Source organism: Methylophilus sp., from assembly GCF_008015755.1.
Taxonomy (GTDB): Bacteria; Pseudomonadota; Gammaproteobacteria; order Burkholderiales; family Methylophilaceae; genus Methylophilus.
Window position 1 is genome coordinate 71,755 of the sequence record NZ_SSGF01000023.1, and the last position, 22,931, is coordinate 94,685.

The 22,931-nt window shown below is 52.1% G+C and carries 17 protein-coding genes; 7 read left to right on the plus strand and 10 right to left on the minus strand.

Annotated elements, in window-relative coordinates; all coding sequences use genetic code 11:
- Positions 1-70: 70 nt before the first annotated feature.
- Positions 71-709: a DNA oxidative demethylase AlkB gene (gene alkB / locus E6Q52_RS09770; protein WP_292821495.1), complete on the minus strand. Its 639-nt coding sequence runs from the start codon at positions 707-709 to the stop codon at positions 71-73.
- 9 nt (positions 710-718) lie between these two features.
- A complete protein-coding gene (locus E6Q52_RS09775) occupies positions 719-1,645 on the minus strand; it encodes a hypothetical protein (RefSeq protein ID WP_292821497.1) in 927 nt (308 codons plus the stop codon).
- Between the two features lie 225 nt (positions 1,646-1,870).
- On the opposite strand from E6Q52_RS09775, the gene E6Q52_RS09780 reads away from it, so the two are divergent.
- Positions 1,871-3,103 carry an MFS transporter gene (locus tag E6Q52_RS09780; protein WP_292821499.1) on the plus strand — a complete coding sequence of 411 codons (1,233 nt, stop codon included), beginning with the start codon at positions 1,871-1,873 and terminating at the stop codon, positions 3,101-3,103.
- Positions 3,104-3,107: 4 nt separating this feature from the next.
- On the plus strand, positions 3,108-3,479 hold the full coding sequence (locus tag E6Q52_RS09785) for a DUF4186 domain-containing protein (RefSeq protein ID WP_292821501.1): 372 nt from the start codon (positions 3,108-3,110) through the stop codon (positions 3,477-3,479).
- A 97-nt stretch (positions 3,480-3,576) separates the two neighbouring features.
- Here the strand turns inward: E6Q52_RS09785 and E6Q52_RS09790 are convergent, their stop codons facing one another.
- The 6 genes from E6Q52_RS09790 to E6Q52_RS09815 all read right to left on the minus strand — a co-directional run bounded on the left by E6Q52_RS09790 (position 3,577) and on the right by E6Q52_RS09815 (position 12,012).
- Positions 3,577-5,037, minus strand: a complete 1,461-nt coding sequence (locus tag E6Q52_RS09790) for a TolC family protein (RefSeq protein WP_292821503.1) — start codon at positions 5,035-5,037, stop codon at positions 3,577-3,579.
- Positions 5,027-8,212: an efflux RND transporter permease subunit gene (locus tag E6Q52_RS09795; protein WP_292821505.1), complete on the minus strand. Its 3,186-nt coding sequence runs from the start codon at positions 8,210-8,212 to the stop codon at positions 5,027-5,029. The genes E6Q52_RS09790 and E6Q52_RS09795 overlap by 11 nt, the downstream gene beginning before the upstream one ends.
- A 19-nt stretch (positions 8,213-8,231) precedes the next feature.
- A complete protein-coding gene (locus tag E6Q52_RS09800; protein ID WP_292821507.1) occupies positions 8,232-9,314 on the minus strand; it encodes an efflux RND transporter periplasmic adaptor subunit in 1,083 nt (360 codons plus the stop codon).
- Positions 9,315-9,544: 230 nt separating this feature from the next.
- Complete coding sequence (locus tag E6Q52_RS09805) at positions 9,545-9,874, minus strand: hypothetical protein (RefSeq protein ID WP_292821509.1); 330 nt, start codon at positions 9,872-9,874, stop codon at positions 9,545-9,547.
- A gap of 1,036 nt (positions 9,875-10,910) precedes the next feature.
- On the minus strand, positions 10,911-11,651 hold the full coding sequence (locus tag E6Q52_RS09810) for an LrgB family protein (protein WP_292821511.1): 741 nt from the start codon (positions 11,649-11,651) through the stop codon (positions 10,911-10,913).
- A complete protein-coding gene (locus tag E6Q52_RS09815) occupies positions 11,644-12,012 on the minus strand; it encodes a CidA/LrgA family protein (protein WP_292821513.1) in 369 nt (122 codons plus the stop codon). Before E6Q52_RS09815 ends, E6Q52_RS09810 begins: the two co-directional genes overlap by 8 nt.
- A gap of 78 nt (positions 12,013-12,090) precedes the next feature.
- Between E6Q52_RS09815 and E6Q52_RS09820 the strand changes: the two genes are divergently transcribed.
- Together E6Q52_RS09820 and metH are read left to right on the plus strand one after the other, a co-directional pair.
- Positions 12,091-12,798 carry a DUF2490 domain-containing protein gene (locus tag E6Q52_RS09820; protein WP_292821515.1) on the plus strand — a complete coding sequence of 236 codons (708 nt, stop codon included), beginning with the start codon at positions 12,091-12,093 and terminating at the stop codon, positions 12,796-12,798.
- 58 nt (positions 12,799-12,856) lie between these two features.
- Positions 12,857-16,648 (plus strand): methionine synthase, encoded by a 3,792-nt coding sequence (gene metH, locus E6Q52_RS09825; protein WP_292821517.1) that lies wholly within the window; start codon positions 12,857-12,859, stop codon positions 16,646-16,648.
- 714 nt (positions 16,649-17,362) lie between these two features.
- Here the strand turns inward: metH and waaA are convergent.
- Positions 17,363-18,628: a lipid IV(A) 3-deoxy-D-manno-octulosonic acid transferase gene (gene waaA / locus E6Q52_RS09830; RefSeq protein WP_292821519.1), complete on the minus strand. Its 1,266-nt coding sequence runs from the start codon at positions 18,626-18,628 to the stop codon at positions 17,363-17,365.
- 397 nt (positions 18,629-19,025) lie between these two features.
- Between waaA and E6Q52_RS09835 the strand changes: the two genes are divergently transcribed.
- On the plus strand, positions 19,026-21,191 hold the full coding sequence (locus tag E6Q52_RS09835) for an adenosylcobalamin-dependent ribonucleoside-diphosphate reductase (RefSeq protein WP_292821521.1): 2,166 nt from the start codon (positions 19,026-19,028) through the stop codon (positions 21,189-21,191).
- A gap of 192 nt (positions 21,192-21,383) precedes the next feature.
- Entirely contained in the window at positions 21,384-22,076 is a 693-nt protein-coding gene (locus E6Q52_RS09840) for an NrdJb (protein ID WP_194752666.1), read from the plus strand.
- A 202-nt stretch (positions 22,077-22,278) separates the two neighbouring features.
- Here the strand turns inward: E6Q52_RS09840 and E6Q52_RS09845 are convergent, their stop codons facing one another.
- Positions 22,279-22,776, minus strand: a complete 498-nt coding sequence (locus E6Q52_RS09845) for a hypothetical protein (RefSeq protein ID WP_292821524.1) — start codon at positions 22,774-22,776, stop codon at positions 22,279-22,281.
- A 34-nt stretch (positions 22,777-22,810) separates the two neighbouring features.
- Here E6Q52_RS09845 and E6Q52_RS09850 point away from each other — a divergent pair.
- Positions 22,811-22,931, plus strand: a 121-nt coding sequence (locus E6Q52_RS09850) for a transposase (RefSeq protein WP_292821530.1), incomplete at its 3' end; no start/stop codon positions are given.

The following is a 22,931-nucleotide window of genomic DNA, read 5'->3' on the forward strand; positions in this document are numbered from 1 at the left end:
TGATGCTCATCATACATTACGCACACTGTTTGCCAGTATACAAGCGCGGCAGCGCGCCCTTTAAGAAGGATTATCTTGCTTTTCTCAAGGTCAGATTAATGCGCCTGTGCCCCGTCAGCGCATGTTCGCCTGGCTTGACTACTGCTACACCGTGATAAAAGCGTCGGCTGGCACCGCCCCACACCACCACATCGCCATGTTGTAACGGAATACGCACAGATTTGTCACTGCGTTTAGCGCCGCCAAACATAAATGTCGCCGGGAGCCCTAGGGATACCGAGACAATCGGCTGCGAAAAGTCCTGTTCGTCTTTGTCCTGATGCAAGCCCATTTTGCTGCCTGGTGCGTAACTATTCATCAGGCAGCTGTCGGGCACAAAATCGCTGTAACCGGCCTCTGCGGCCGCACTTGCCGCCAGTTGCAATATGGCTGGCGGGATTGCGGGCCATGGTTCCCCTGTCAGTGGATTGTGCGCGCGATAGCCATAGCTTTGAGCATCGCTGACCCAGCCCCACTCCCCCATGCTGCTGGTCGCTACCGACATCGGGTAACCCATGGGCGTCATCATGCACTGGGCTGGATGCGCCAACAAATGCTGCATGACACATTGCCACAGTGCGGCCATGTCGGGGAGGGCAAAGCCAGGTAGCCAATAGGCCCCGGTTGCGATGGCTATCGGCGCAGTTGGCTGTTCAGAAAATAAATCCATCGTGTCTCGTTATGGCATCCATTGCAGGGTGACATGGTGTTGTTTGGCTAATTGTTCCATGCGCGGAATCGCGCGTTCCAGGCGCAGCAGGTAGTCTGCGGCAGACTCCTGATGAAAACCCATGACCATCACCGGCTGGTGGGCATTTAATAATTGCTCAAACAAGGTGAGCAACTGCTTTGCGCTGGTGTAATCGGCCATGGCAGCGTTGTCAGGGTATTCCATCAGTTGAAAGCCCAGGGCATAGGGTTGATCCAGAAATGTGTTTTCCGTGTTGGTGATTTTACGCGGGTGCAGTTGTTGTAACAGTTTGACCAAGGGGCTATCGACATGCCAGCGCGTGGTGAGCAGGTTGGCGTCAATCCGCGAACTATCCCACAAAAAATGGTTGGCCTCCAGCGCAGCTTGCAGCTTGGGACCAAACTGCCAGGCCCCCGCCCGAAAATGGCGCGGATAATTAAAGCCGTTGCTCACCATGAGTTCGCTGGCACAACTGACCAACTGCGTGAGTTCGGTCTGGCTATAGGCATATTCCAGGCTGACGGTGTGGCCGCAACTCGCGTGCGTGCAATTTTCATCGGCGCCAGAAATCGACGGCGCAGACTGATAGCGGATGCCGCAATAATTCACCAGCGTGCGCATGGGGTGTATATGCAGGCCGATGGTGTCGTGTGGCAAAAAAGTGCTGCGTATCTGGCTACCCACTTGCGCACGGTTGATGCCTGGCTGGACAAAATAAGCGGGATTAATCAGGTGTAGTAGCGGCACTTGTGGAAACTGCTGCCGAAATTTCTGCATGGCTTGCAGATTGTCTTCTTGCAGCGACAGGCCTTCCCAGTCGACCGTGACCCATAACTGCATGACCTCGCGCGCCAGTGTGGGCAACGGTAGGCTCAACAGCAGTGTCATCAGCCAGGATTGGTAAAAGTAACGCATCTTGCTACGCGCTCCTTGTCAGGTGGGGGCGGGTGCGACTCATCCCTTGGTGTTACTGAGGCGGGTGCGCCTCATCTATATCGGCAGGGTCGCACGAGGTCAACGACGGCTCATCAGCGTCACCGCCTACTGCCTGATTCACTGCACCCGCCTGCGTATTTTAGGCGATTATGACGCAAGAAGCCAATGCGCAGGCGGCTGGTGGGGATAGCGTATAATGCAGCCATGTCTTTATCCGTTCGTCAGATTCTGGCCCATCAGGGCTATGCGTTCCCCAAGTTGCTGTCCTATCGTATTTTGATGGTGCTTTCGTACCAGATGATGATGGTGGCCATTGGCTGGCATATTTATGAGCTCACGCACGACCCGTGGTCGCTTGGGCTGATTGGCTTGGCAGAAGTGATCCCCTATATGGGCAGTGCCTTGTTTGCCGGGCACGCGGTTGACCATTATTTTTCGCGGCGCGGTTTTGCCGTGCTGTCTGCTTTGTTTCTGGCACTCAATGCCGGGCTGCTGGTGGTCATTACCCAGCATCCTACACCAGAGGCTGCCAGGTGGATTTATGGCACGGTGGCGCTCACGGGCTTTGCGCGTGCCTTGATTTCGCCAAGTTATAACACCTTGTTTGCCTTGATTATTCCACGGGCCTCTATCGCCAAAGCCTCCGGTATTGGCAGTTCTATGTTTCAGATTGGCCTGATTGTGGGGCCTGCCATCGGCGGCTTGTTGATCGGCTTTGCCGATAAGTCGATCGCTTACGGCTTGTCCGCTATCCTGGCATTAGGGGCGGCGATTGCTGCGACTACCTTGCGCGTGCAAGAGCATCATAATCATGCGCCGATGGCCGTGTTTGCCAGCATAGGCGAGGGCTTACGTTTTGTGCGGCGCACGCAGGTAGTACTCGGGGCACAGTTGCTCGATATGTTTGCCGTGTTGTTTGGCGGCACGGTGGCCATGCTGCCCGCGTTTGTGCATGATGTTTACCAGATGGGCCCGGAAGGGCTGGGTATTTTGCGTGCGGCGCCCGCCTTGGGGGCGATTGTCACCGGCCTCTGGCTGGCCAAGCACCCGATTCATCAGCATAGCGGCCGCTGGCTGTTGCTGGCCGTGGCCGGGTTTGGCCTGTGCATGATTGCATTCGGCCTCTGTAGCACCTATTGGCTGGCGATTGTGATTTTAGCGATTTCCGGCATGATGGACGCGGTGTCGGTCATTTTGCGCCAAACCATTCTGCAATTGGCGACGCCGGATAATATGCGTGGTCGTGTGTCTGCGATCAACGGCATTTTTATCGGCTCCTCCAATGAGTTAGGCGCGTTTGAGTCTGGCCTGACCGCCAGGCTGATGGGGCTGGTGCCGTCGGTGGTATTTGGCGGCTGCATGACCATTGCCGTGGTCGGTGTCACTGCGATCAAAGCGCCCAAATTGCGCGATCTGCATCTTTCACAGCTGCATTAATGCGATGCGTGATCTGGAATCGTTGTTTCAAGCCTTGCAACGCTCCACTTTTCGTACTGGTTTTCGCCTAAACGCCAAAGACCTGCATTATCTGCAACAAAAAGGCCTGCCGATCATACTCGATCACGCCGAACGCTTTATTGCCGAGCGGCTGGCCCCTGCGGTAGTCGCCAACGATGGCCAGCAAACGCCGATGCGAGGTCACCCGGTGTTTGTGGCACAACACGCCACCGCCACCTGTTGCCGGGGCTGTTTAAGTAAGTGGCACCGCATGGCCGAAGGGCGGGCACTCACGCTGGAAGAGCAGGCCTATATCGTGGTGGTGATTGAGCACTGGTTGATGGCCTATCTGCCAGCGCCCGACGCGGGGCGGTAATCAGCACTAAAAAATAGCCGTAAAAAGATATAAAAAAGGGAGAAGGCCAACGGCACTTCTCCCTTTTAGTTTTGCTATGCTTATTGATTAAACGTGCTTACTGCTTGGTAGTCGTTGCGTCAGGCGTTTGCCAGCCGCCACCCAGCGAGCGGTACAAATCGACCACCGCCGCCACTTGCTGCTGTTTGGTTTCGATCAACTCCATTTTGGCATCCAGCGCATCGCGTTGCGTGAGCAATACTTCCATATAGTCAGCCCGCGCCGCTTTAAACAGCTGGTTGGCAACGTCAATCGATTGCGTCAACGCTTCCACTTGCTTGTTTTTCAACTGGTAGTTTTTATCCAGGTTGTCGATATTGGCAATCTGGTTTGCGACTTCCATATAGGCGTTGATAATCTTTTGCTCGTAGTCATATGCGGCCTGAATCTGCACTGCATTAGCGCTCTTGTATTGCGCCTCGATGGCATTCCTGTTGATGAGCGGTGCCACCAGCTCGCCACCAAAGCCTGCCATGATGGAAGCCGGGATATTGAGCAGGTATTTAGGATCAAACGCCTGAAAACCCAAGCCGGCCCGGATTGAAAACGATGGATAAAAGTTGGCTTTGGCCACATCGATATTCAGCTTGGCCGCCGAGAGCTCAAGCTCCGCCTGGCGTATGTCCGGGCGATTAGATAACAACTCAGATGGCACGCCAGTTTGCATCACTTTGTTCTGCATGGCCATAAAGTCAGCAGAGGCGCGCTTGATCGGTTGCGGCGTTCTCCCTAGCAAATAGTTGATGCGGTTTTCGGTCTCGACAATGCTTTGTTTCAGCACATACTGGCGGCTCTGGTTTTTTTTCACCTCGGCATCAAACCGTTTCACCGCCAAGGAGTTAGCACGTGCATATTGCTGCAACTCTTTCACCACGGATAAGGCGTTTTGCTGAATCTGAATGTTCTGATCTAATGTTTGCAATTCATTATCCAGCGCAATCAGCTCGTAGTAGGCATGCGCCACTTCGGCCACCAGGTTGGTCACCAAAAAGTTTTTGCCCTCAATGGTGGCCATGTATTCCATGACCGCGACCTTGGTGGCGTTACGCAGTTTCTTCCACACGTCCAGTTCCCACGAGGCCACCAGACCAAACTGGTAGTTGCCCAAAAAGCGCGGGTTGGAGCGACCTTCCTTGATATCGAGGTTTTCTTCAACGGCACCGTTGCGGGTGTACTTGCCGACTTTCTCTTTATCGGCGCTGGCGCCGATGCCGACAAATGGCAAGTATTCACCCTTACGGGCCTGGATTTCATTCTGCGCAACCGTAATGCGTTGCGCCATGATATGAATTTCCTTGTTGTTGTTGACCGCGGTGTCAATCAGCGCCACCAGGTTTTGGTCCTCAAAAAAGTCCTGCCATTTGACGCTCGCACTGTTACCCGCCGGGGTCGTTGCCTCCTGGTATTGTGTCGGCAAGCTGGTGTCAGCCTGTTTGCTGGTGATAAATGGGATGGCGCACGATTGCAGCATCAACGACACTGCCCCAGCCACCATCCAGGTTAAATGCTTATTCTTCATCATCATCATCCTGATGGGAGTTGTATTTGTAGGTCTCGGTCAATGGTTCGGTTTCTTCTTTGCGGATCATGGATTTACCATCGGCCAGCGTACCAAAAATGTAGTACAAGCCAGGAATCACGATCACACCGAAGATGGTACCGAACAACATGCCGCCCATGGCTGAGGTACCGATGGTCCGGTTACCCACCGCGCCTGCACCGGTAGCAATCACCAGTGGAATCAGGCCCGCAATAAAGGCGAACGAGGTCATCAAAATCGGGCGGAAGCGGGTTTTAGCACCTTCAATCGCCGCATCGCGGATAGACATGCCCTGACCATGTTTTTGCACGGCAAATTCCACAATCAGCACGGCGTTTTTACCCAGCAGACCGATCAGCATAATCAGGCCGACCTGTGCGTAAATGTCGTTAGCGAGCCCCAGTATTTTGAGCAGGAACAGCGAGCCAAAAATACCGGCAGGCAGCGACAGAATCACCGCAAACGGCAAGATAAAGCTTTCATACTGCGCCGCCAGCACCATATACACAAACACCAGCACCACGATGAAAATCATCAGCGCTTCATTGCCGCGTTTTTCTTCGTCGTATGAGAGGCCTTCCCAGGCAATGTCATAGCCTTTAGGCAGGGTGGCACGTGCCACTTCTTTCACCGCATTAATGGCGGATTCAGTGGTGTAACCAGGCGCAGGCTCAGCCCGAATTGCCGCTGAGTTATACAGGTTGTAACGGGTGATTTCGTTCGGACCCTGGCGCTTTTTCAACGTCATAAATGCAGAGTAAGGCACCATTTCACCATCTTCGTTTTTCACAAAGTAGTTCAGCACGTCACTTGGGTAACGGCGGAACTCAGGCCCGGCCTGGGTATAGACTTTAAAGAAGTTATTAAAGCGGATAAAGCCTTGCTCATAAGTACTACCGATCAGGATGTCCAGGTTGTTCATGGCATCTTCGATAGACACTTTTTTCTGCATCGCCAACTGGTTGTCGATAATCAACTCATATTGCGGATAGTTGGCCGCATAGAACGTGAACAAACCGGTCAGCTCTTTGCGCTTGCCCAGGTTCTGCATGAACTCCTTGTTGATTTTATCGAACACGTAGTAGTCAGCGCTGGTGGTTTTATCCAGCAAACGCAGTGACAAACCAGATGCCGCACCATACCCAGGCACCGCAGGTGGCTGGAAGTACTCAACCACCGCACCAAAGTTCTTGGTTTTTTCTTCCAGTTCTTCAATGATCTGTTTCACTGACTGCTTGCGCTCGGACCAGTCTTTGAGGTTGATAATACACGTACCGGCGTTAGACCCACGCCCTTCAGTCAACACCTCATAACCGGCCAGTGACGATACAGACTCGACGCCTTCAACTTGCTTGGCCAGTGTTTGCAGGTGACGCGCTACCTTATTGGTGGTTTCCAGCGTGGATCCCGGTGGCGTTTGAATAATGGCGTAAATCATGCCCTGGTCTTCACCCGGAATAAACCCGGCTGGCAAGACTTTGTCGACGTAGAAAATACCGACTGAGAACAGCGCCAGTACGATAAAGGTGACCGTGCGCAGCGTGACCACTTTTTCCAAAAAGTTGGTGTAACGGCCCGTGACCTTTTCAAATACCCAGTTAAAGCCATCCAAAAATACCGAGATCGGCGTTTTGCGTTTGGGTTGGCCATGCGTGTCTTTAAGAATCATCGCGCACAGCACCGGTGTTAAGGTCAGCGCCACGATACCAGACAGCACGATAGAAGAAGCCATGGTAATGGCGAACTGGCGGTAAAACACACCCACCGGGCCGGGCATAAAGGTGATCGGGATAAATACCGAGGTCATCAGCAAGGTAATCGCCACAATCGCGCCGCCGATTTCACCCAGCACGCGCTGCACTGCTTTGTAAGGGCCCACGTGGTCAGAGGCCATTTTGGCATGCACCGCTTCCACCACCACGATGGCGTCATCCACCACCACGCCAATGGCGAGCACGAGGGCAAACAGCGTGACCAGGTTAATACTGAGCCCAAACGCCTTCATGACAAAAAACGCGCCAATCAGCGAAATCGGCACCGCCAGCGTCGGGATCAGCGTTGAGCGCCAGTCACCCAAGAAGATAAACACCACCAGCGCCACCAGAATAAACGCTTCTGCCAGCGTGTGAATCACTTTTTCAATCGAGGCGTCGAGGAACTTGGAGACGTCATAGTTGATTTCATAATCCATGCCTGCTGGAAAGCTTTGCTTCAGCTCTTCCATCTTGGTTTTCACGTCAGCAATCACCTCGCTGGCGTTGGTACCGTAGTTTTGTTTGAGCACAATCGCGGCTGAGGGGTAGCCGTCTTTGTTGGAGTAAATATCAAAAAACTCACTGCCTAACTCCACTTTGGCAATGTCACGCAGGTGCAGAATTTCACCGTTAGAATCGGCGCGGATAATAATATTGCCGTATTCTTCCGGCTTGTTGTAACGGCCTTTGTAGACCAGTACATATTCTTTGGATTGCGCGTAAATCCCCGAGCTCTGGCCCAAGCGACCTGGGCGGCCAATCACACTCTGGCTGCTGATCGCATCCATGACTTCTTTACTGGAGACCTTGTAAGCACGCATGCGCTCAGGGTTGAGCCAGATCCGCATGGCAAACTGACGGCTACCGAGGTTTTGCGCCTGTGCGATACCGTGTACGCGCTGAATTTCAGGAATCACGCTGACGTTGACGTAGTTAAACAAAAACTTCTCGTCGGCGTTTTTATCTTTACTGTACAAGTTCACATACATCAGCATGCTTGGTTGTACCGTGTTTACAATCACCCCCTCTAATTGCACCAAGGGGGGGAGCTTGCTCATGACCTGGTCCAGCCTGGTTTTCACCAGCACCATGGCCGCGTTGGGGTCTACGCCGAGGTCAAAAATCACCTGTATCGTCGCTTCACCGGCACTGGTCGCGTCAGACACAATGTATTTCATGCCTGGCACACCGTTAATGGCGCGTTCGATAGAAATCAGCGAAGACTGCACCAATACATCGGCACTGGAGCCTGGGAATGCCAGCGTCACAATCACGCGTGGCGGGGCAATTTCCGGAAACTGCGAAATTGGCAGGGTTTTAATCGACAGAAAGCCGAGGAAAACCATCACCAGCGATAGCACAATCGCCATCACCGGTCGTCTGAGGAAGATGTTTAACATGATTTTTTCACCTTAATGGTTATTCTGCGTACAGTTCCAGCTCTGGAACGACTTTTTCAGGTGCTTTGTAGTCGGTGTCAATTTTTTGGCCGTTTTTAACGCGGCGCAGGCCTTCTAGCAATACGGTGTCCGTGTCTTTGAGGCCAGACTTCACGATAAACAAATGCGGCAGTTCGGCAGCGATTTGAATCATGCGTTGCTCGATTTTTTTGTCTTTATTCACCACATAAACAAAGGTTTTATCCAGCACTTCAAAGGTGGCTTTTTGCGGGATCAGCATCGCGTTCGGGTAAGGCACGTCCAGCAAAATGGTGCCGGTCTCGCCGTGGCGCAACAAGCTGTGCGGGTTAGGGAAGTCAGCCCGGAACTCGATATTGCCAGTTTTGTTATCAAAGTCGGCTTCAACTGTTTCAATGGCACCGGCCTGGTCAAACAAGGCACCGTTAGCCATGCGCAGTTTGACCGGCACGCCCTTCTCGTTTTTCTGATGAATTTTAAAGTCCAGATACTCGGCTTCTGGCACGTTAAAGTACACCCACATACGGCTGTTGTCGGATAGCGTGGTCAGCAAATCGCCTTCATCCAGCAAACTGCCTTTTCGTACCAGCAAATGGTCCATGATGCCGGTAAACGGCGCGTTGATATTGGTAAAGTTGAGGTGCGTTTGTGCCAGTTGTACCTCGGCGTTAGCTTTGTCCAGCTTAGCCTTACCTAAGGCCAGCTCGTTTTGCGAGACAATGTTTTTCTCAGCCAGCGCCTTGGTGTTTTCATATTCGATTTGCACGGTTTTGGCTTCGGCCTGTGCTTTCAATAAATCGACCTGGTAAACGTTAGGCATGATCTTGAACATGGGCTGACCCTGTTTGATCACCTGGCCCTCGCCAGCAAATACATCCTGCAAGTAGCCACGCTCCAGCGCACGTAATTCAATATGCTGGATGGCATGAATCTGGCAGACGTATTCCTTGGTGATCATGGTGTCTTTATGCCATGGCGTGGTGACTTCGAGTTTCGGTGGCGCTTCTTCGTGCGCCTCTTCCTGATGACAAGCGCTGAGCAGAGAGCCAAGCAAGCCTAAAACGATTAAGTTCTGTTTAATCATAATGTGTTCTTATCTTAAAAAATGAAGAGAAATACTTGCAAAAACAGGTGTGGCGACGGCTTGACTGCAGCGGGCCGATCTTGATCGTCAGACTATCCTTTCCTGTTGCAAACCACAACCGCTAGCTTAGGCGCCGTCCAGTGTGGACGTAGGGAGGGATCTGGGTCAGAACGAGGAGAGGGCGGCAATCAGCGGCGTTGTGCAGGGTGCAAACGCGAATGACACCTGGCCTAGACGGGCGGTGCGCGCGAATGCAGGTGACGAACAAATACGGGTCGCGGCACTACGCGACGGCGAGGCATCGCCAATAACGCAAATAGCATCACGCATGCCACCGCTACGCTGACGGGGGGTGAAATGAGGGGCGTAAAATCTGTGAATGGCGTTTCACCGTCGCCGGTGTATTCGATGACTTCGGCCACGCGTACACGCACGATGTCATCGCTGTAGCTGGAGTGGTCAGAGAACTCTGCGACCAATGCAAAGCCGAGCATAGCCAACAGCACTGTGACGACCCACAGTCTGAGCTGCAACGCGGCGGTATTCAGATGTTTATGCATAAGTCAGTTAACGGAAATAAAACGTCAGTTCTGTAGTGGTGTGTGGGTTATGTCGCCTGAGGCGCAGTATTTATTTAAATGAAATGGCGGATCGGTCAACAACGTCTCAGCCATAAAATATATTATCGTAAATGCTCTTTACATTGCTTACATTAAACGCTTTTACATAGCGAATGACAAGACGCAAACAAGCCTAGTTCGAAGAAAAGCGCCATTTGTAAGCTGGGTGTCAGTTTTGTTCGCACCAATTTGGTGCGCGTGTTTGCGCTGTTTTGGAGATGTTCACTTAACTTCTTTCGCCTATAGGCGAGTCACTTTCTGGTGCTGGGCCTTAAAATAAGTCACCAAAGAAGTCATCGTAGGGTGGGCATTTTTTCCCATGAGGTTGTGGTTGTTTGTTGGGTTGTTTTTCGCTTTTTCAGCGAGTTACTTTTCTTTGCTTGCCCAAAGAACAAGTAACCAAAAGAAATGCACCCTAGCTTCCGCTTATTTCCTGCGTTGCTCACCAAAACAAGCGGTCACGAAACTCGACCTGGCAGCTCACAAAGTACGTGAGCTGCTGCGGGACTCGAACAGTCGCTCCCTTCATCCTTGTTTTGGCTGCGCTACTCGGCGCGGCAGATAGGGGCCCGTTTAAACCCACCACGCTGGGAATTCAGTTAAGCCTGTTAAATTCAGGGCGCTAGATAACTTATCTACTTCAAAACTGAAACTACAAACCATTTTTTTACGGTAATCGAGCGGGATGCAACGCAAAGAATCTAACCGAATTAAAAGCGTGTGGTTTTATGGGCCCTATCTGCCGCGCCGAGTAGCGCAATCAGCGTGGGAGTATTCGGCCATTGGCTGTTTGAGTTCCGCAAGAAGCCACGAAGTGTGTGGCTTGTCAGGGCGAGTTTCAATGGACGCCCACGCTGATGAGCAACGCAGGGAAAAAGCGGAAGCTAGGGTGTCTTGTTCTTTGCCTTCTTTCTTATAGACAAGCATAAGAAAGAATGGTCGCCTAAAGGCGAAAAAGAATGTTTTATTAGCGGAGCTAAAACCCCAGATGCGGTCGTAAATAAGTCAACACAATCGGCAATCCTATCGCGCTAATCACCCCGTTCAAGCCCATGGCCATACTGGCAAACACGCCAGCTTCTTCGTTGACGCTAAAGGCGCGGGTAATCCCCAGCCCATGCGCGCCGACACCAATCGCTGTGCCGCGTATCCACCATTGATGCACTTTGACGCTATTCAATATATAAGGTGCCAAAATTGCCCCCAGCATGCCTGTGATCACAGTAAACACGGCGGTCAGGGTGGGTGATACATTGAGACGTTCGGCAATGCCCATGGCAATCGGCGCTGTGACCGATTTGGCATACATGCTGCCTACAATGTTATCGCTTGCGCCCATCAGTTTGGCGATAGCCACCGCACTCACAATCGACACTGTACTGCCAGCCGTTAAGGCGACCCAGATATGAAAAATTTTGCCCTGCATGCGCTTAAAGCCGTTGTAAATTGGCACCGCCAAAGCCACTGTCGCGGTGCCTAGCAAGAAGTGGACAAACTGCGCGCCTTCAAAGTATTTTTCATACGGCATCTCGAGCAGATGGATGGCCAGGCAGGTGAGTATCACCGAAATGGCGACCGGATTGACCAGCGGATTGCGCTTGGCGCGCACATACAGCAGGTAGCCCAGCTGGTAAGTGGCTAGCGTGATAATCAGTGCAAACAGCGGGTCGCCAGATAAGTAGACCCAGATCTCGGAAATCGGGATGCGCTTATTCATGGCGATGCCCTTTATTGCGCTTGAGTGAAAAGTACCACAACACTTTGAGCACCAGTGCCGTTACCGCAATGGTTAAAATCACGCTGACAATGAGTGCGGTACTCACCGCCAGCGCGTGGGTTTGCAGCTCTGGTAAAAACAGCAACACGCCGACTGAGGCAGGCACAAACAGCAAGCCCAGATGCTGGCGGAAGCTGTCGGCGACCATGGCCAGATCGCTATCGACCTGTTTTCTGACACATAAAAAAGTCAGTAGCAGCAGCAAGCCCAGCACTGGCCCAGGGATGCCGGGTAAAAAGAATTTGCTTAGCAGTTCGCCCAGGCCCTGCCACAAAAAGAGTTGAACCAAACCTGATATCATGCAGTCCCCTCAGATGCCCAGGCCAGCGGTTTACCGCCCATGTTGATGCCTGAAAATATTGATACATAGAATGCCGCGATGTTAATGTCATTTTTCCGATTCGACCATATTTTTTTCAGCCGTGTTTTGTTTATGTTTGTCCTTGGTGGCTTATCGCACGCCGTGGCTGACACCGAAGAAGATGGCCGTTACTGGTTTAGCGTCTATACCCAGGGTAAATTGCCGGCGGAAAACTTTTACTGGAGCATGGACACGCATCCACGCTGGCGTGACGAAGGCCAGCATTTTGACCAGCTGATTTTGCGGCCGTCGGTGTTTTACAAGTTCAATCCCAAAGCCAGTGTCTGGCTCGGCTATGACACCATTATCAGTCACCCGCCTAGCCAGTCGTCGCAGCGCGAAAACCGCTTGTGGCAGCAGTTCCAGTATCAGTTTGATGAGGTGGCTAACGTCACCTTCACCAGCCGTACCCGCCTTGAGCAACGGCGGCGCGAGGACTTTCAGGATGTCGGGCATCGCTTGCGGCAGATGGTGCGTGCCACCACGCCGAGTGGTGTACATCCCAGCCTGTCGTGGGTGGCATTTAACGAGCTATTTATCAACCTCAACCAGACCGAGTGGGGCGCACGACGTGGTATTGATCAAAACCGCCTGTTTGTAGGCGCCAACTGGAAATTCAGCGATTTCTCCAACGTCGAAACTGGCTACTTGCACCAGTTTATCAATACGCGCACCGTGGACCGTGAAAACCACGTGCTGATGACCACCTTCCGTTTCAATTTCTAGCCGCAGTGCCAGAAAGCCCTTGTGTTAAAATATCGCTTTTATTTTCAAGTTGATACGCATGCCGCAACTGCCGATTTCCGCGACTGAACAATGGTTACGTGACGCGCTTTCAAAACGCATCCTGATTCTGGATGGCGCCATGGGCACCATGATTCAGCAATACAAGCTGACGGAAGCGGATTATCGCGGTGCACGTTTTGCAGACTTTCAAGGCCCGGCGGGCGAGCGCGAGCTATTTGTTAAAGGCAACAACGAGCTATTAACGCTGACGCAGCCGCAGGTGATTCAGGAAATCCACGAAAAATACCTGGCCGCTGGCGCCGATATTATCGAAACTAATACCTTTGGTGCCACCAGCGTCGCGCAAGACGATTACCACATGGCGCACCTGGTGTATGAAATGAACGTCGAGGCGGCCAAACTGGCCAAAGCTGCGTGTGTGAAGTACAGCACGCCGGACAAGCGACGCTTTGTCGCCGGTGCCTTAGGCCCTACGCCAAAAACCGCGTCCATTTCACCCGATGTGAACGACCCGGCCGCACGAAACGTCAGCTTTGATCAACTGGTGACGTCCTACATGGAGCAAATCCGAGGCCTGGTCGATGGCGGCGCCGACATCCTGATGGTGGAAACCATCTTCGATACGCTCAACTGTAAAGCCGCGCTGTTTGCGATTGAAACGTTCTTTGACGAACAAGGTAAAACTTGGCCGATCATGATTTCCGGCACGGTGACCGATGCTTCGGGCCGTATTTTGTCTGGCCAGACCGTCACCGCTTTTTGGCATTCGGTGCGCCATGTCAAACCACTCACAGTCGGTTTGAACTGTGCGCTCGGTGCCACCCTGATGCGCCCTTACGCCGAAGAACTGAGCAAAGTCGCTGATACCTTTGTCTGTATCTACCCCAACGCCGGTCTGCCTAACCCGATGAGCGACACCGGCTTTGATGAAACGCCAGACGTCACCTCTAGTTTGGTCAAAGAGTTTGCCCAAAGTGGTTTTATCAATATCGCCGGTGGTTGCTGCGGCACGACGCCCGGCCATATCAACGCGATTTACGAAGCGATTAAAGCCTTGCCGCCCCGCGCTGTGCCGAGCTTGCCAGTGACCACCAAGCTCTCTGGCCTGGAGCCCTTTATCATCGATGAGCAATCATTGTTTGTGAACGTTGGTGAGCGCACCAATGTCACCGGCTCCAAAGCGTTTGCGCGCATGATCATCAACGAGCAATACGAAGAAGCGCTCAGTGTGGCGCGCCAGCAGGTCGAGAACGGTGCCCAGGTCATCGACATCAACATGGACGAAGGCATGCTGGATGCGGTCAAAGCCATGACGCATTTCTTGAATCTGGTCGCCTCCGAGCCGGACATTGCCCGCGTGCCCATCATGATCGACTCCTCCAAATGGGCGGTGATTGAAGCCGGTTTGAAGTGCGTACAGGGCAAAGCGATTGTGAACTCGATTTCGATGAAAGAGGGCGAAGCCGAGTTTCTACGCCAGGCCAAATTGTGCCAACGCTATGGCGCCGCCGTGGTGGTGATGGCGTTTGACGAAACCGGTCAGGCCGATACCTATGCGCGCAAAACCGAGATTTGCAAACGCGCTTATGACTTATTGGTCGGTAATGGTTTTCCACCAGAAGATATTATCTTTGACCCCAATATTTTCGCCATTGCGACCGGCATCGAAGAGCACAACAATTACGCGGTGGACTTTATCGAAGCCACCCGCTGGATCAAGCAGAACCTGCCTTATGCCCGTATTTCGGGTGGCGTGTCTAACGTCAGTTTTAGCTTCCGCGGCAACGAGCCTGCGCGTGAAGCCATTCATACCGTATTCCTCTACCACGCCATCCAGGCGGGTATGACCATGGGTATCGTCAACGCTGGCATGGTCGGCGTGTATGACGATATTGCGCCTGAATTACGTGAGCGCGTCGAAGACGTAGTGCTTAACCGTGTCGTCGACCCTGACAATCCACTGGCCGCGACCGAGCGCATGATTGAAATCGCCGGGACCTTAGTCGCTGGCGGCAAAAAAGCCGAAGCGACACTGGCCTGGCGCGGCACCCCGGAAGCGCCGGTGCCTGCCAACAAGCGCCTGGAATACGCGCTGGTGCATGGCATTACCGACTTTATCGTCGCCGACACCGAAGAAGTGCGCCAGGACATCATGAGCAAAGGCGGTCGCCCGATCCATGTGATTGAAGGCCCGCTGATGGACGGCATGAACGTGGTCGGTGACCTGTTCGGCCAGGGCAAGATGTTTTTGCCGCAGGTGGTCAAATCCGCCCGCGTAATGAAATCTGCCGTGGCGCATTTGATCCCGTTTATTGAAGAAGAAAAAGCCGCCGAGGAGCGCCGCACCGGCCAAGTCGCCAAGCCCAAAGGCAAAGTGGTGATCGCGACGGTGAAGGGTGACGTGCATGACATCGGCAAAAACATTGTCTCGGTGGTGTTGCAGTGCAACAACTTCGAGGTGGTGAATATGGGCGTCATGGTGCCCGCGGCTGAAATTCTGGCCATGGCCAAAGCCGAAAATGCCGACATTATCGGCCTCAGTGGATTGATTACGCCGTCGCTCGAAGAAATGGCCTACATCGCCAAAGAGATGCAGCGCGACCCGCATTTTGTTGAAAATCAGACCCCGTTATTGATTGGCGGCGCCACCACCTCACGCGCGCACACCGCGGTGAAGATTGCGCCTAACTATACTGGCCCGGTGATTTACGTGCCGGATGCCTCGCGCTCCGTGAGTGTGATGCAAAACTTGCTGACGCCAGAAACGCGCGGCGCTTATTTAGCCGAAATTCAGGCCGACTACGAAAAGGCCCGCCATCAGCACGCCAATAAAAAAGGCGTGCCTATGTTGAGCTTGGCCGATGCGCGCGCCAACGCCGCCAAGCTGGAATTTACCGGCGCTGCTGCGCCAGTGAAGCCCAAGTTTATCGGCCGCCGCGTGTTTAAAAATATCGACCTGGCGCTCATTGCCCAATACATCGACTGGGGCCCATTCTTCCAGACCTGGGATCTCGCCGGCCCTTATCCGGCGATTTTGCAAGATGAAATCGTCGGCGAAGCCGCCACCAAAGTGTTTGCCGAAGCGCAAGTCATGCTCAAACGCATCATCGATGGCCGCTGGCTCAGCGCCAATGGCGTCATCGCCTTGTTGCCCGCTAACCAGGTCAATAGCGACGATATTGAAATTTATACCGACGACACGCGTAGTCAGGTCGCACTCACCTGGTACGGCATGCGCCAGCAAACGCAGAAACCGGTCATCGACGGCGTCGCCAGACCTAACCAGTGTATGGCCGACTTTATTGCACCTAAAGGCACGGATGATTACATCGGGCTGTTTGCGGTGACTGCAGGCCTGGGCATGGAAAAACGCCTGGCTGACTTTGAAAAAAATCATGATGACTACAACGCCATCATGTTCAAGTCACTGGCCGACCGTCTGGCCGAGGCGTTTGCCGAATACATGCACGAGCGTGTGCGGCAAGATCTGTGGGGCTATGCCGCGAATGAAGCCCTGGATAAAGAAGCCTTGATCAAAGAGCAGTATCAAGGTATCCGTCCTGCGCCTGGCTATCCCGCCTGCCCGGACCATACGGTCAAGGAACAGATGTTTGAGGTGCTGCAAGCCAATGAGATCGACATGCAGCTCACCGATAGCTACGCCATGTTGCCCGCGGCGGCTGTCAGTGGCTTCTATTTCGCACATCCTGAATCGCGGTATTTCAGTGTGGATAAAATTGCCAATGACCAGTTGGAAGATATGGCCAAACGTAGAAATGTGGATAAGGCTTGGTTGGAGCGCTGGTTGGCGCCTAATCTTGGTAATTGATTTGTGATGGAATTAAAAAGGCGTGCTTAGAGGTACGCCTTTTTTATTTGAGTGATCATGAAGGTAATTGTTTGGATGTGATATTGGCGGGTTGATTTGCCGTATTCTTTCGACTGTTGGCGAATCACTTTCTGGTGCTTGTCCCCCAGAAAGTAACCAAAGAGGACGACACCCAGCCATCACGGCCTTCGGCTCCCTTGCGTTGCTCAACAAAATAAGCCGGTCACGAAACTCGCCCTGACAAGCCACACACTTCGTGGCTTGTTGCGGAACTCAAACAGTCGCTCCCTCTCCTCTTATTTTGTCTCCGCTACTCAGCGTGATGAATGGGATTTATCTCATTTAAGTAGCAGCGTGGAAGTTGGGACGGTTAAGAAACCAGACTCTGTTTTTATTTAGTTCGTTAACGGTTGCAGTCGCCTGGTGTTCGGGGCCCCTATCTGACGCGCCGAGTAGCACAGGCAAAACAAGAGTAAAGGGAGCGACTGTTCGAGTCCCGCAGCAGCTCACGCAATTTGTGAGCTGCCAGGTCGAGTTTCGTGACCGCTTGTTTTGGTGAGCAATGCAGGGAAAAAGCGGAAGCTAGGGTGTCTTGTTCTTTGCCTTCTTTCTTATGGACAAGCATAAGAAAGAATGGACGCCTAAAGGCGAAAAACAATATCGCAGTAGAGCAAAAACTTGATTGAGTGCTCCAGTGACTGTGCGCTCGAAGAATTACTTTTTCAACAATGGCGCAATGGCAGTCATCAATCGCTGAGTTGTCCCTCGATGCTGTGCCGTAAACCCCTTCGCCGCGAGCGCCATTGTTTGCACTTTGCTTTTATCCGCCGCCAACGTAGCAATCATGTCATGCAACTCCGCCACATCGCTTAGTTGCACCGCCGCATCTGCGATCACTGCCGCTTGCGTCACCTGCGCAAAGTTAAACATATGTGGCCCCAATATCGTCGGCACGCCCATGGCCGCCGCTTCAATCAGGTTTTGCCCGCCTAGCGGCTGCAAGCTGCCGCCCATCACGGCAAAGTCACTTGCTTCGTAATAGGTATACATTTCGCCCATGCTGTTGCCCAGCACCACTTGCACGTCTATATTCAGAGGTTGCACAAGTTCTGTTCGCAACACATAGCGCAGGCCACGTGCTTTGAGTAGGGATTCAACCTCGGCAAATCGTTGTGGATGGCGCGGTACGAGCAGGGTGAGCACGTCGGAGCCTTGCACGGCGTCGAGGATTAATAATTCTTCGCCTTCACGCGTGCTGGCCGCCATCAACACGGTACGGTCTGGACCTAGCAACTGGCGCAATTCAGCACCTTTGATAGCGCTATCCGCTGGCGGCGTGACGTCAAACTTTAAATTACCGCAGATGATTAGCTGCTTTGCACCCAACGCTTGCAGGCGCTCGGCATCGGCGGCGGTTTGTGCGGCGACCAGTGACAGTTGTTGCAAGCCGGTGCGCGTCAGGCTGCCGAGTTTGGAATAGCCAGCCGCCGATTTGGCCGATAAACGCGCGCTGAGCAGGGCCATGGGGATGCCTAGTTGTGTGGCTTGGCCAATCAGGTGAAACCACAGTTCGGTTTCCATCAGTAAGCCTAACGCTGGTTTAAAGTGTGCCAAAAAGCGTCTGGCAGCGCCTGCCGTATCTACTGGTAAATAGGCTTGCAGCACGCGGCCGCTGGCGATTTCTTGCTTGAATAGCTGGCTGCTGGTGTCGCGGCCGGTCGGCGTGCCGTGGGTGATCAGCACCTGGTGTTGCGGATAGTGTGCAAGCAATGCATGAATCAGCGGCTGCGTGGCGCGCGTTTCACCCACCGACACGCAGTGCACCCAAATCACCGGCGCAGTGGCGGTTTGCGTGTAATAGCCGTAGCGCTCAGCCACGTGTTGGCGATATTCGGGCTGCTTAAAGCCGCGCCAGAATAACTTGAGCGGTAGCAAAAAAGCCACCATACACATGAGTAGGGAATAAACGAATCTGGGCATGGCGATATTTTCGCACAGAACAGGCACGCCATCGGAGACTTAAAACGACTCAAAACGATACTTGTTGTATTACCGACACACCCTAAAAACAGGTGAGTGATGACTCACCTATGCCGTAGCGCCTGTTTCTACCACGCTGCAAAAAATGCAAGCGCTCTGTCGCAAAAAAAAGCACAAAAAAAGCATTGACGTCAACAAGCTACAGGCATAAATTACTGCCAGCAACACAAGATATTGTGTTTAGCCGGAGTCGCACCTCAAGCCATAGCGTGCGGCGCAATAAGCGTCTCAACGCTTGTTTTAAGCCAATGTGGGTTGCAACGCGCTTTGCCGCAGGGGATTGACGGTTAAAGCGCGTGATCAATTTAATAAGAAATACCAAAGGTGGGAGAACTCGATGCTGAAAGCTGTTGAACAAAAGAAGGTCGTGTCAGAAGGGGTTGCTGTGGAGATTCCGGTGCAGCCTGTTTCGCTAGATATTTGGGATAAAAAATACCGTCTCAAAACCAAGTCTGGCGAGCATGTAGACCAAGACATGGACGATTCTTACAGCCGCGTCGCCCGCGCGCTGGCCGATGTTGAGACCACCGAAGCCAAAAAAGCCGAATGGCACGAAAAATTCCTGTGGGCGTTGCGTCGTGGCGCGATTCCGGCAGGCCGCATTACTTCTAATGCCGGTGCGCAAGAGCACAAACCTGCCACTTCTACCATTAACTGCACCGTGTCTGGCGTGGTCGAAGACAGCATGGACAATATTCTGGCCAAGGTGCACGAAGCGGGCCTGACCCTCAAAGCTGGTTGCGGTATCGGTTACGAGTTTTCAACCCTGCGTCCAAAAGGCGCGTTTGTCGCGGGCGCGGGCGCCTACACGTCTGGTCCATTAAGCTTTATGGATATCTACGACAAAATGTGTTTTACCGTGTCTTCTGCCGGTGGCCGTCGTGGTGCGCAAATGGCGACGTTTGATATTTCGCATCCAGATGTCACTGACTTTATCAAAGCCAAGCGTGAAAACGGCCGTTTGCGCCAGTTCAACCTGAGCTGCCTGATCACCAAAGAATTTATGGAAGCGGTGAAAGCCGATGACGAGTGGCGTCTGGCGTTCCCGGTCACCGAGAAAGAAGCCATTATTGATGGCCTCAATGTGAATGACGAATCGCAAGTGGTGTGGCGCGACTGGCCGATCAAAGGCAAATACCTGACCAAGCTGGATGGCCCAGAGGCCGGTAAAGTGGCTTGCCGCATCTACAAAACCATCAAAGCGCGCCGTCTGTGGGACGTGATCATGTCTTCCACCTACGACTTCGCCGAGCCAGGCTTTATCCTGATCGACCGCGTCAACGAAATGAACAACAACTGGTTCTGCGAAAACATCCGCGCCACCAACCCTTGCGGCGAGCAACCATTGCCCCCTTACGGCGCTTGTTTGCTGGGCTCAGTCAACCTGACCAAGTTTGTGCGTGAGCCATTCACTGACCAAGCCGCTTTTGACTGGGATGAATATCACAAAGTGGTGGCCGTGTTCACCCGCATGCTGGATAACGTGGTCGAAATCAACGGTTTGCCATTAGAGCAACAACGTCAAGAAATCGCCCGCAAACGCCGTCACGGCATGGGCTATTTAGGCTTGGGTTCCACACTCACCATGCTGAAAATGAAATACGGTGATGATGAATCTGTGAAATTCACCGAAGAAGTGACCCGTGTCATGGCCGAAGTGGGCTGGGAAGTCGGCGTGCAACTGGCTGAAGAAAAAGGCCCAGCACCGATCATGGACGAAAAGTTTGAAGTCACTGCCGACATGCTGCGCGTGCGCCCGGAAATGGCGGCTGACGGCATCAAGGTGGGCCAAAAACTGGCCGGTAAAGTGTTGCTGGGTAAATACAGCCGCTATATGCAGCAGTTCCCAGAAGGCCTGCGTAACCAGATCGCAACCAAGGGTGTACGCTTCACGCACCATAGCTCCATCGCGCCAACCGGTACGATTTCGCTGTCATTAGCAAATAACGCCAGCAACGGTATCGAGCCTAGCTTCGCCCACCACTATGCGCGTAACGTCATCCGTGAAGGCAAAAAGTCCAAAGAGAAAGTCGATGTATTCAGCTACGAGCTGCTGGCTTACCGTGAACTGGTGAATGCCAACGCCATGCCGTTCAGCGACAAGCCAGAAGAGCAATTGCCGGACTACTTCCTCGATTCATCCACCATCATGGCTAAAGCCCACGTGGATATCCAGGCTGCGGCCCAAAAATGGATTGATAGCTCTATCTCCAAAACCATTAACGTGCCCACCGATTACGACTTTGAGGATTTCAAGAACATCTACCTCTACGCGTATGACAAAGGCCTGAAAGGCTGCACGACTTTCCGTTTCAACCCGGAAGCATTCCAGGGCGTATTGGTGACCGAGAAAGACCTCGAAAGCACCACTTACAAGTTCACGCTGGAAGATGGCACCGAGATCGAAGCCAAAGGTAACGAAGAGATTGAGTACGACGGTGAGATTCACACGGCGGCTAACCTCTTTGATGCATTTAAAGAAGGCTACTACGGAAAATTCTAGTGTTTGCCGACTGCGCTCGCCATTGCGGCGTTAAAAAGCAGTTTTAAATCCTCATGTACTTGTTTGTACACTCCGGTTTAAAACCGCTTTTCGTCTGGCACTGGCATCGCTCGTAACGGCAACCATCTAAAATTTTAGTAAACTTAAAAGATTGAATTTATTGAAAAATTAAGCTCCAATAGGGAGAACAGCATGGCAATCAAAATCGACAAAAAAATCACCGCCTACAAACTGGTGACCGATGAAGACAAAAAAGCAGCCGAGGCCGCCGCAGCGCCTGTCGCAAACATCATTCAAATGGGTGAACCATTGAGCCGCCCGGATATGCTCGTGGGTAACACCTACAAAATCAAAACGCCGGTGACCGAGCACGCGCTCTACATCACCATCAACGACGTCATCATGTACGAAGGCACGCCACAAGAGCACCGCCGCCCGTTCGAAATTTTCATCAACTCCAAAAACATGGAACACTTTCAGTGGATCGTCGCGCTGACCCGCGTCATGTCTGCCGTGTTCCGCAAAGGTGGCGATGTCACCTTTTTGGTAGAAGAGCTGAAAAGCGTGTTTGAACCTTCAGGTGGCTACTTTAAAAAAGGTGGCAAGTTTGTGCCTAGCCTGGTGGCTGAAATTGGTGAAGTGGTAGAAAAACACCTGCAAGAAATCGGCATGCTGAAAAAACCAGGCTTGGACGAACACCAGCAAAAACTGGTAGAAGAGAAAAAAGCCGAATACCTGGAAAAACACGCCAAGTCAGGTGAAGAATCAAATGACGAAGGCTTTCCAAAAGGTGCACAGCTTTGCAAAAAGTGTAATACCAAAGCCAGCATCTTGATGGATGGATGTATGACTTGTTTGAACTGTGGCGATAGTAAGTGTGGTTAAGTTGATTGCCCGTAATCCTTAAACGGAGTTGTGAGTCGCAGTATAAGTTGCAAGTCTGTCCTCATAAGCTGCAACTTTAGACTGCATAATATGCAATAAAAATGACATTGGATCGGTCAAATATAAAAAGCCCTTATTGGGCTTTTTATTGCTAAAAGATTGAACAGATAGCTTGCTCTGTAACGTTTGACTAATTAAAAAATTAAGTCTCCAACTTTTCAGTTGCTTTGGCCTTTTCTACCATCTCAATACCTTTTTCAGCTTTAAAACTTTCTGTAGCAAGTAACTTGTCTGTTTTTTTATCTAGATAGGTGGCGATTTTAGATAACCCTGGAATCTTATCTAGTTTGTCGACAGCATTAGTTAATTGAACACTTTTTTCCAAAGCATCCATTAATGGATGATCGGATTTGTCGTAGTTTGAAATTAATTTACCCGGATTCTCAGAGCTAACTTCAAGGATGTTATAAAGTAATTTTGCTCTCAGCTCTTTTGATGCCTTGGAGTTGTCGAGATTTGATATTTGCTCTGACAGACCCTCATAGGTTTTACTCAAAACTTCTTTGTGCGTGTATTCCTCTATTAAACGTTTTGAAAGGTTTAGTTTTTTATTAGTAGAGTATGCTACCCATAAGATGGGTATATACAACGGAAGGATCGCTAAGACCAATCTTTGGACTTCACCCGCTCTGCTAGACAAATCATAATGTCTAAAACAGAACGGAGTAAGTTACATGAAGGGTATCAGATACACGGACGAGTTTAAGTTCGAAGCTGTAAAGCAAATCACAGAACGCGGTCATGATGTCGCGGATGTTGCTCAACGCCTTGGCGTATCAACAAAGAGCCTTTACA

Coding starts and splice junctions, on each gene's coding strand:
- alkB (WP_292821495.1), bottom strand. CDS start 709: ATGGATTTATTTTCTGAACAGCCAACTGCGCCGATAGCCATCGCAACC.
- E6Q52_RS09840 (WP_194752666.1), top strand. CDS start 21,384: ATGGCAATCAAAATCGACAAAAAAATCACCGCCTACAAACTGGTGACC.
- E6Q52_RS09785 (WP_292821501.1), top strand. CDS start 3,108: ATGCGTGATCTGGAATCGTTGTTTCAAGCCTTGCAACGCTCCACTTTT.
- E6Q52_RS09810 (WP_292821511.1), bottom strand. CDS start 11,651: ATGAATAAGCGCATCCCGATTTCCGAGATCTGGGTCTACTTATCTGGC.
- E6Q52_RS09815 (WP_292821513.1), bottom strand. CDS start 12,012: ATGATATCAGGTTTGGTTCAACTCTTTTTGTGGCAGGGCCTGGGCGAA.
- E6Q52_RS09820 (WP_292821515.1), top strand. CDS start 12,091: ATGTTAATGTCATTTTTCCGATTCGACCATATTTTTTTCAGCCGTGTT.
- metH (WP_292821517.1), top strand. CDS start 12,857: ATGCCGCAACTGCCGATTTCCGCGACTGAACAATGGTTACGTGACGCG.
- E6Q52_RS09800 (WP_292821507.1), bottom strand. CDS start 9,314: ATGATTAAACAGAACTTAATCGTTTTAGGCTTGCTTGGCTCTCTGCTC.
- E6Q52_RS09775 (WP_292821497.1), bottom strand. CDS start 1,645: ATGCGTTACTTTTACCAATCCTGGCTGATGACACTGCTGTTGAGCCTA.
- E6Q52_RS09795 (WP_292821505.1), bottom strand. CDS start 8,212: ATGTTAAACATCTTCCTCAGACGACCGGTGATGGCGATTGTGCTATCG.
- E6Q52_RS09805 (WP_292821509.1), bottom strand. CDS start 9,874: ATGCATAAACATCTGAATACCGCCGCGTTGCAGCTCAGACTGTGGGTC.
- E6Q52_RS09790 (WP_292821503.1), bottom strand. CDS start 5,037: ATGAAGAATAAGCATTTAACCTGGATGGTGGCTGGGGCAGTGTCGTTG.
- E6Q52_RS09835 (WP_292821521.1), top strand. CDS start 19,026: ATGCTGAAAGCTGTTGAACAAAAGAAGGTCGTGTCAGAAGGGGTTGCT.
- E6Q52_RS09780 (WP_292821499.1), top strand. CDS start 1,871: ATGTCTTTATCCGTTCGTCAGATTCTGGCCCATCAGGGCTATGCGTTC.
- waaA (WP_292821519.1), bottom strand. CDS start 18,628: ATGCCCAGATTCGTTTATTCCCTACTCATGTGTATGGTGGCTTTTTTG.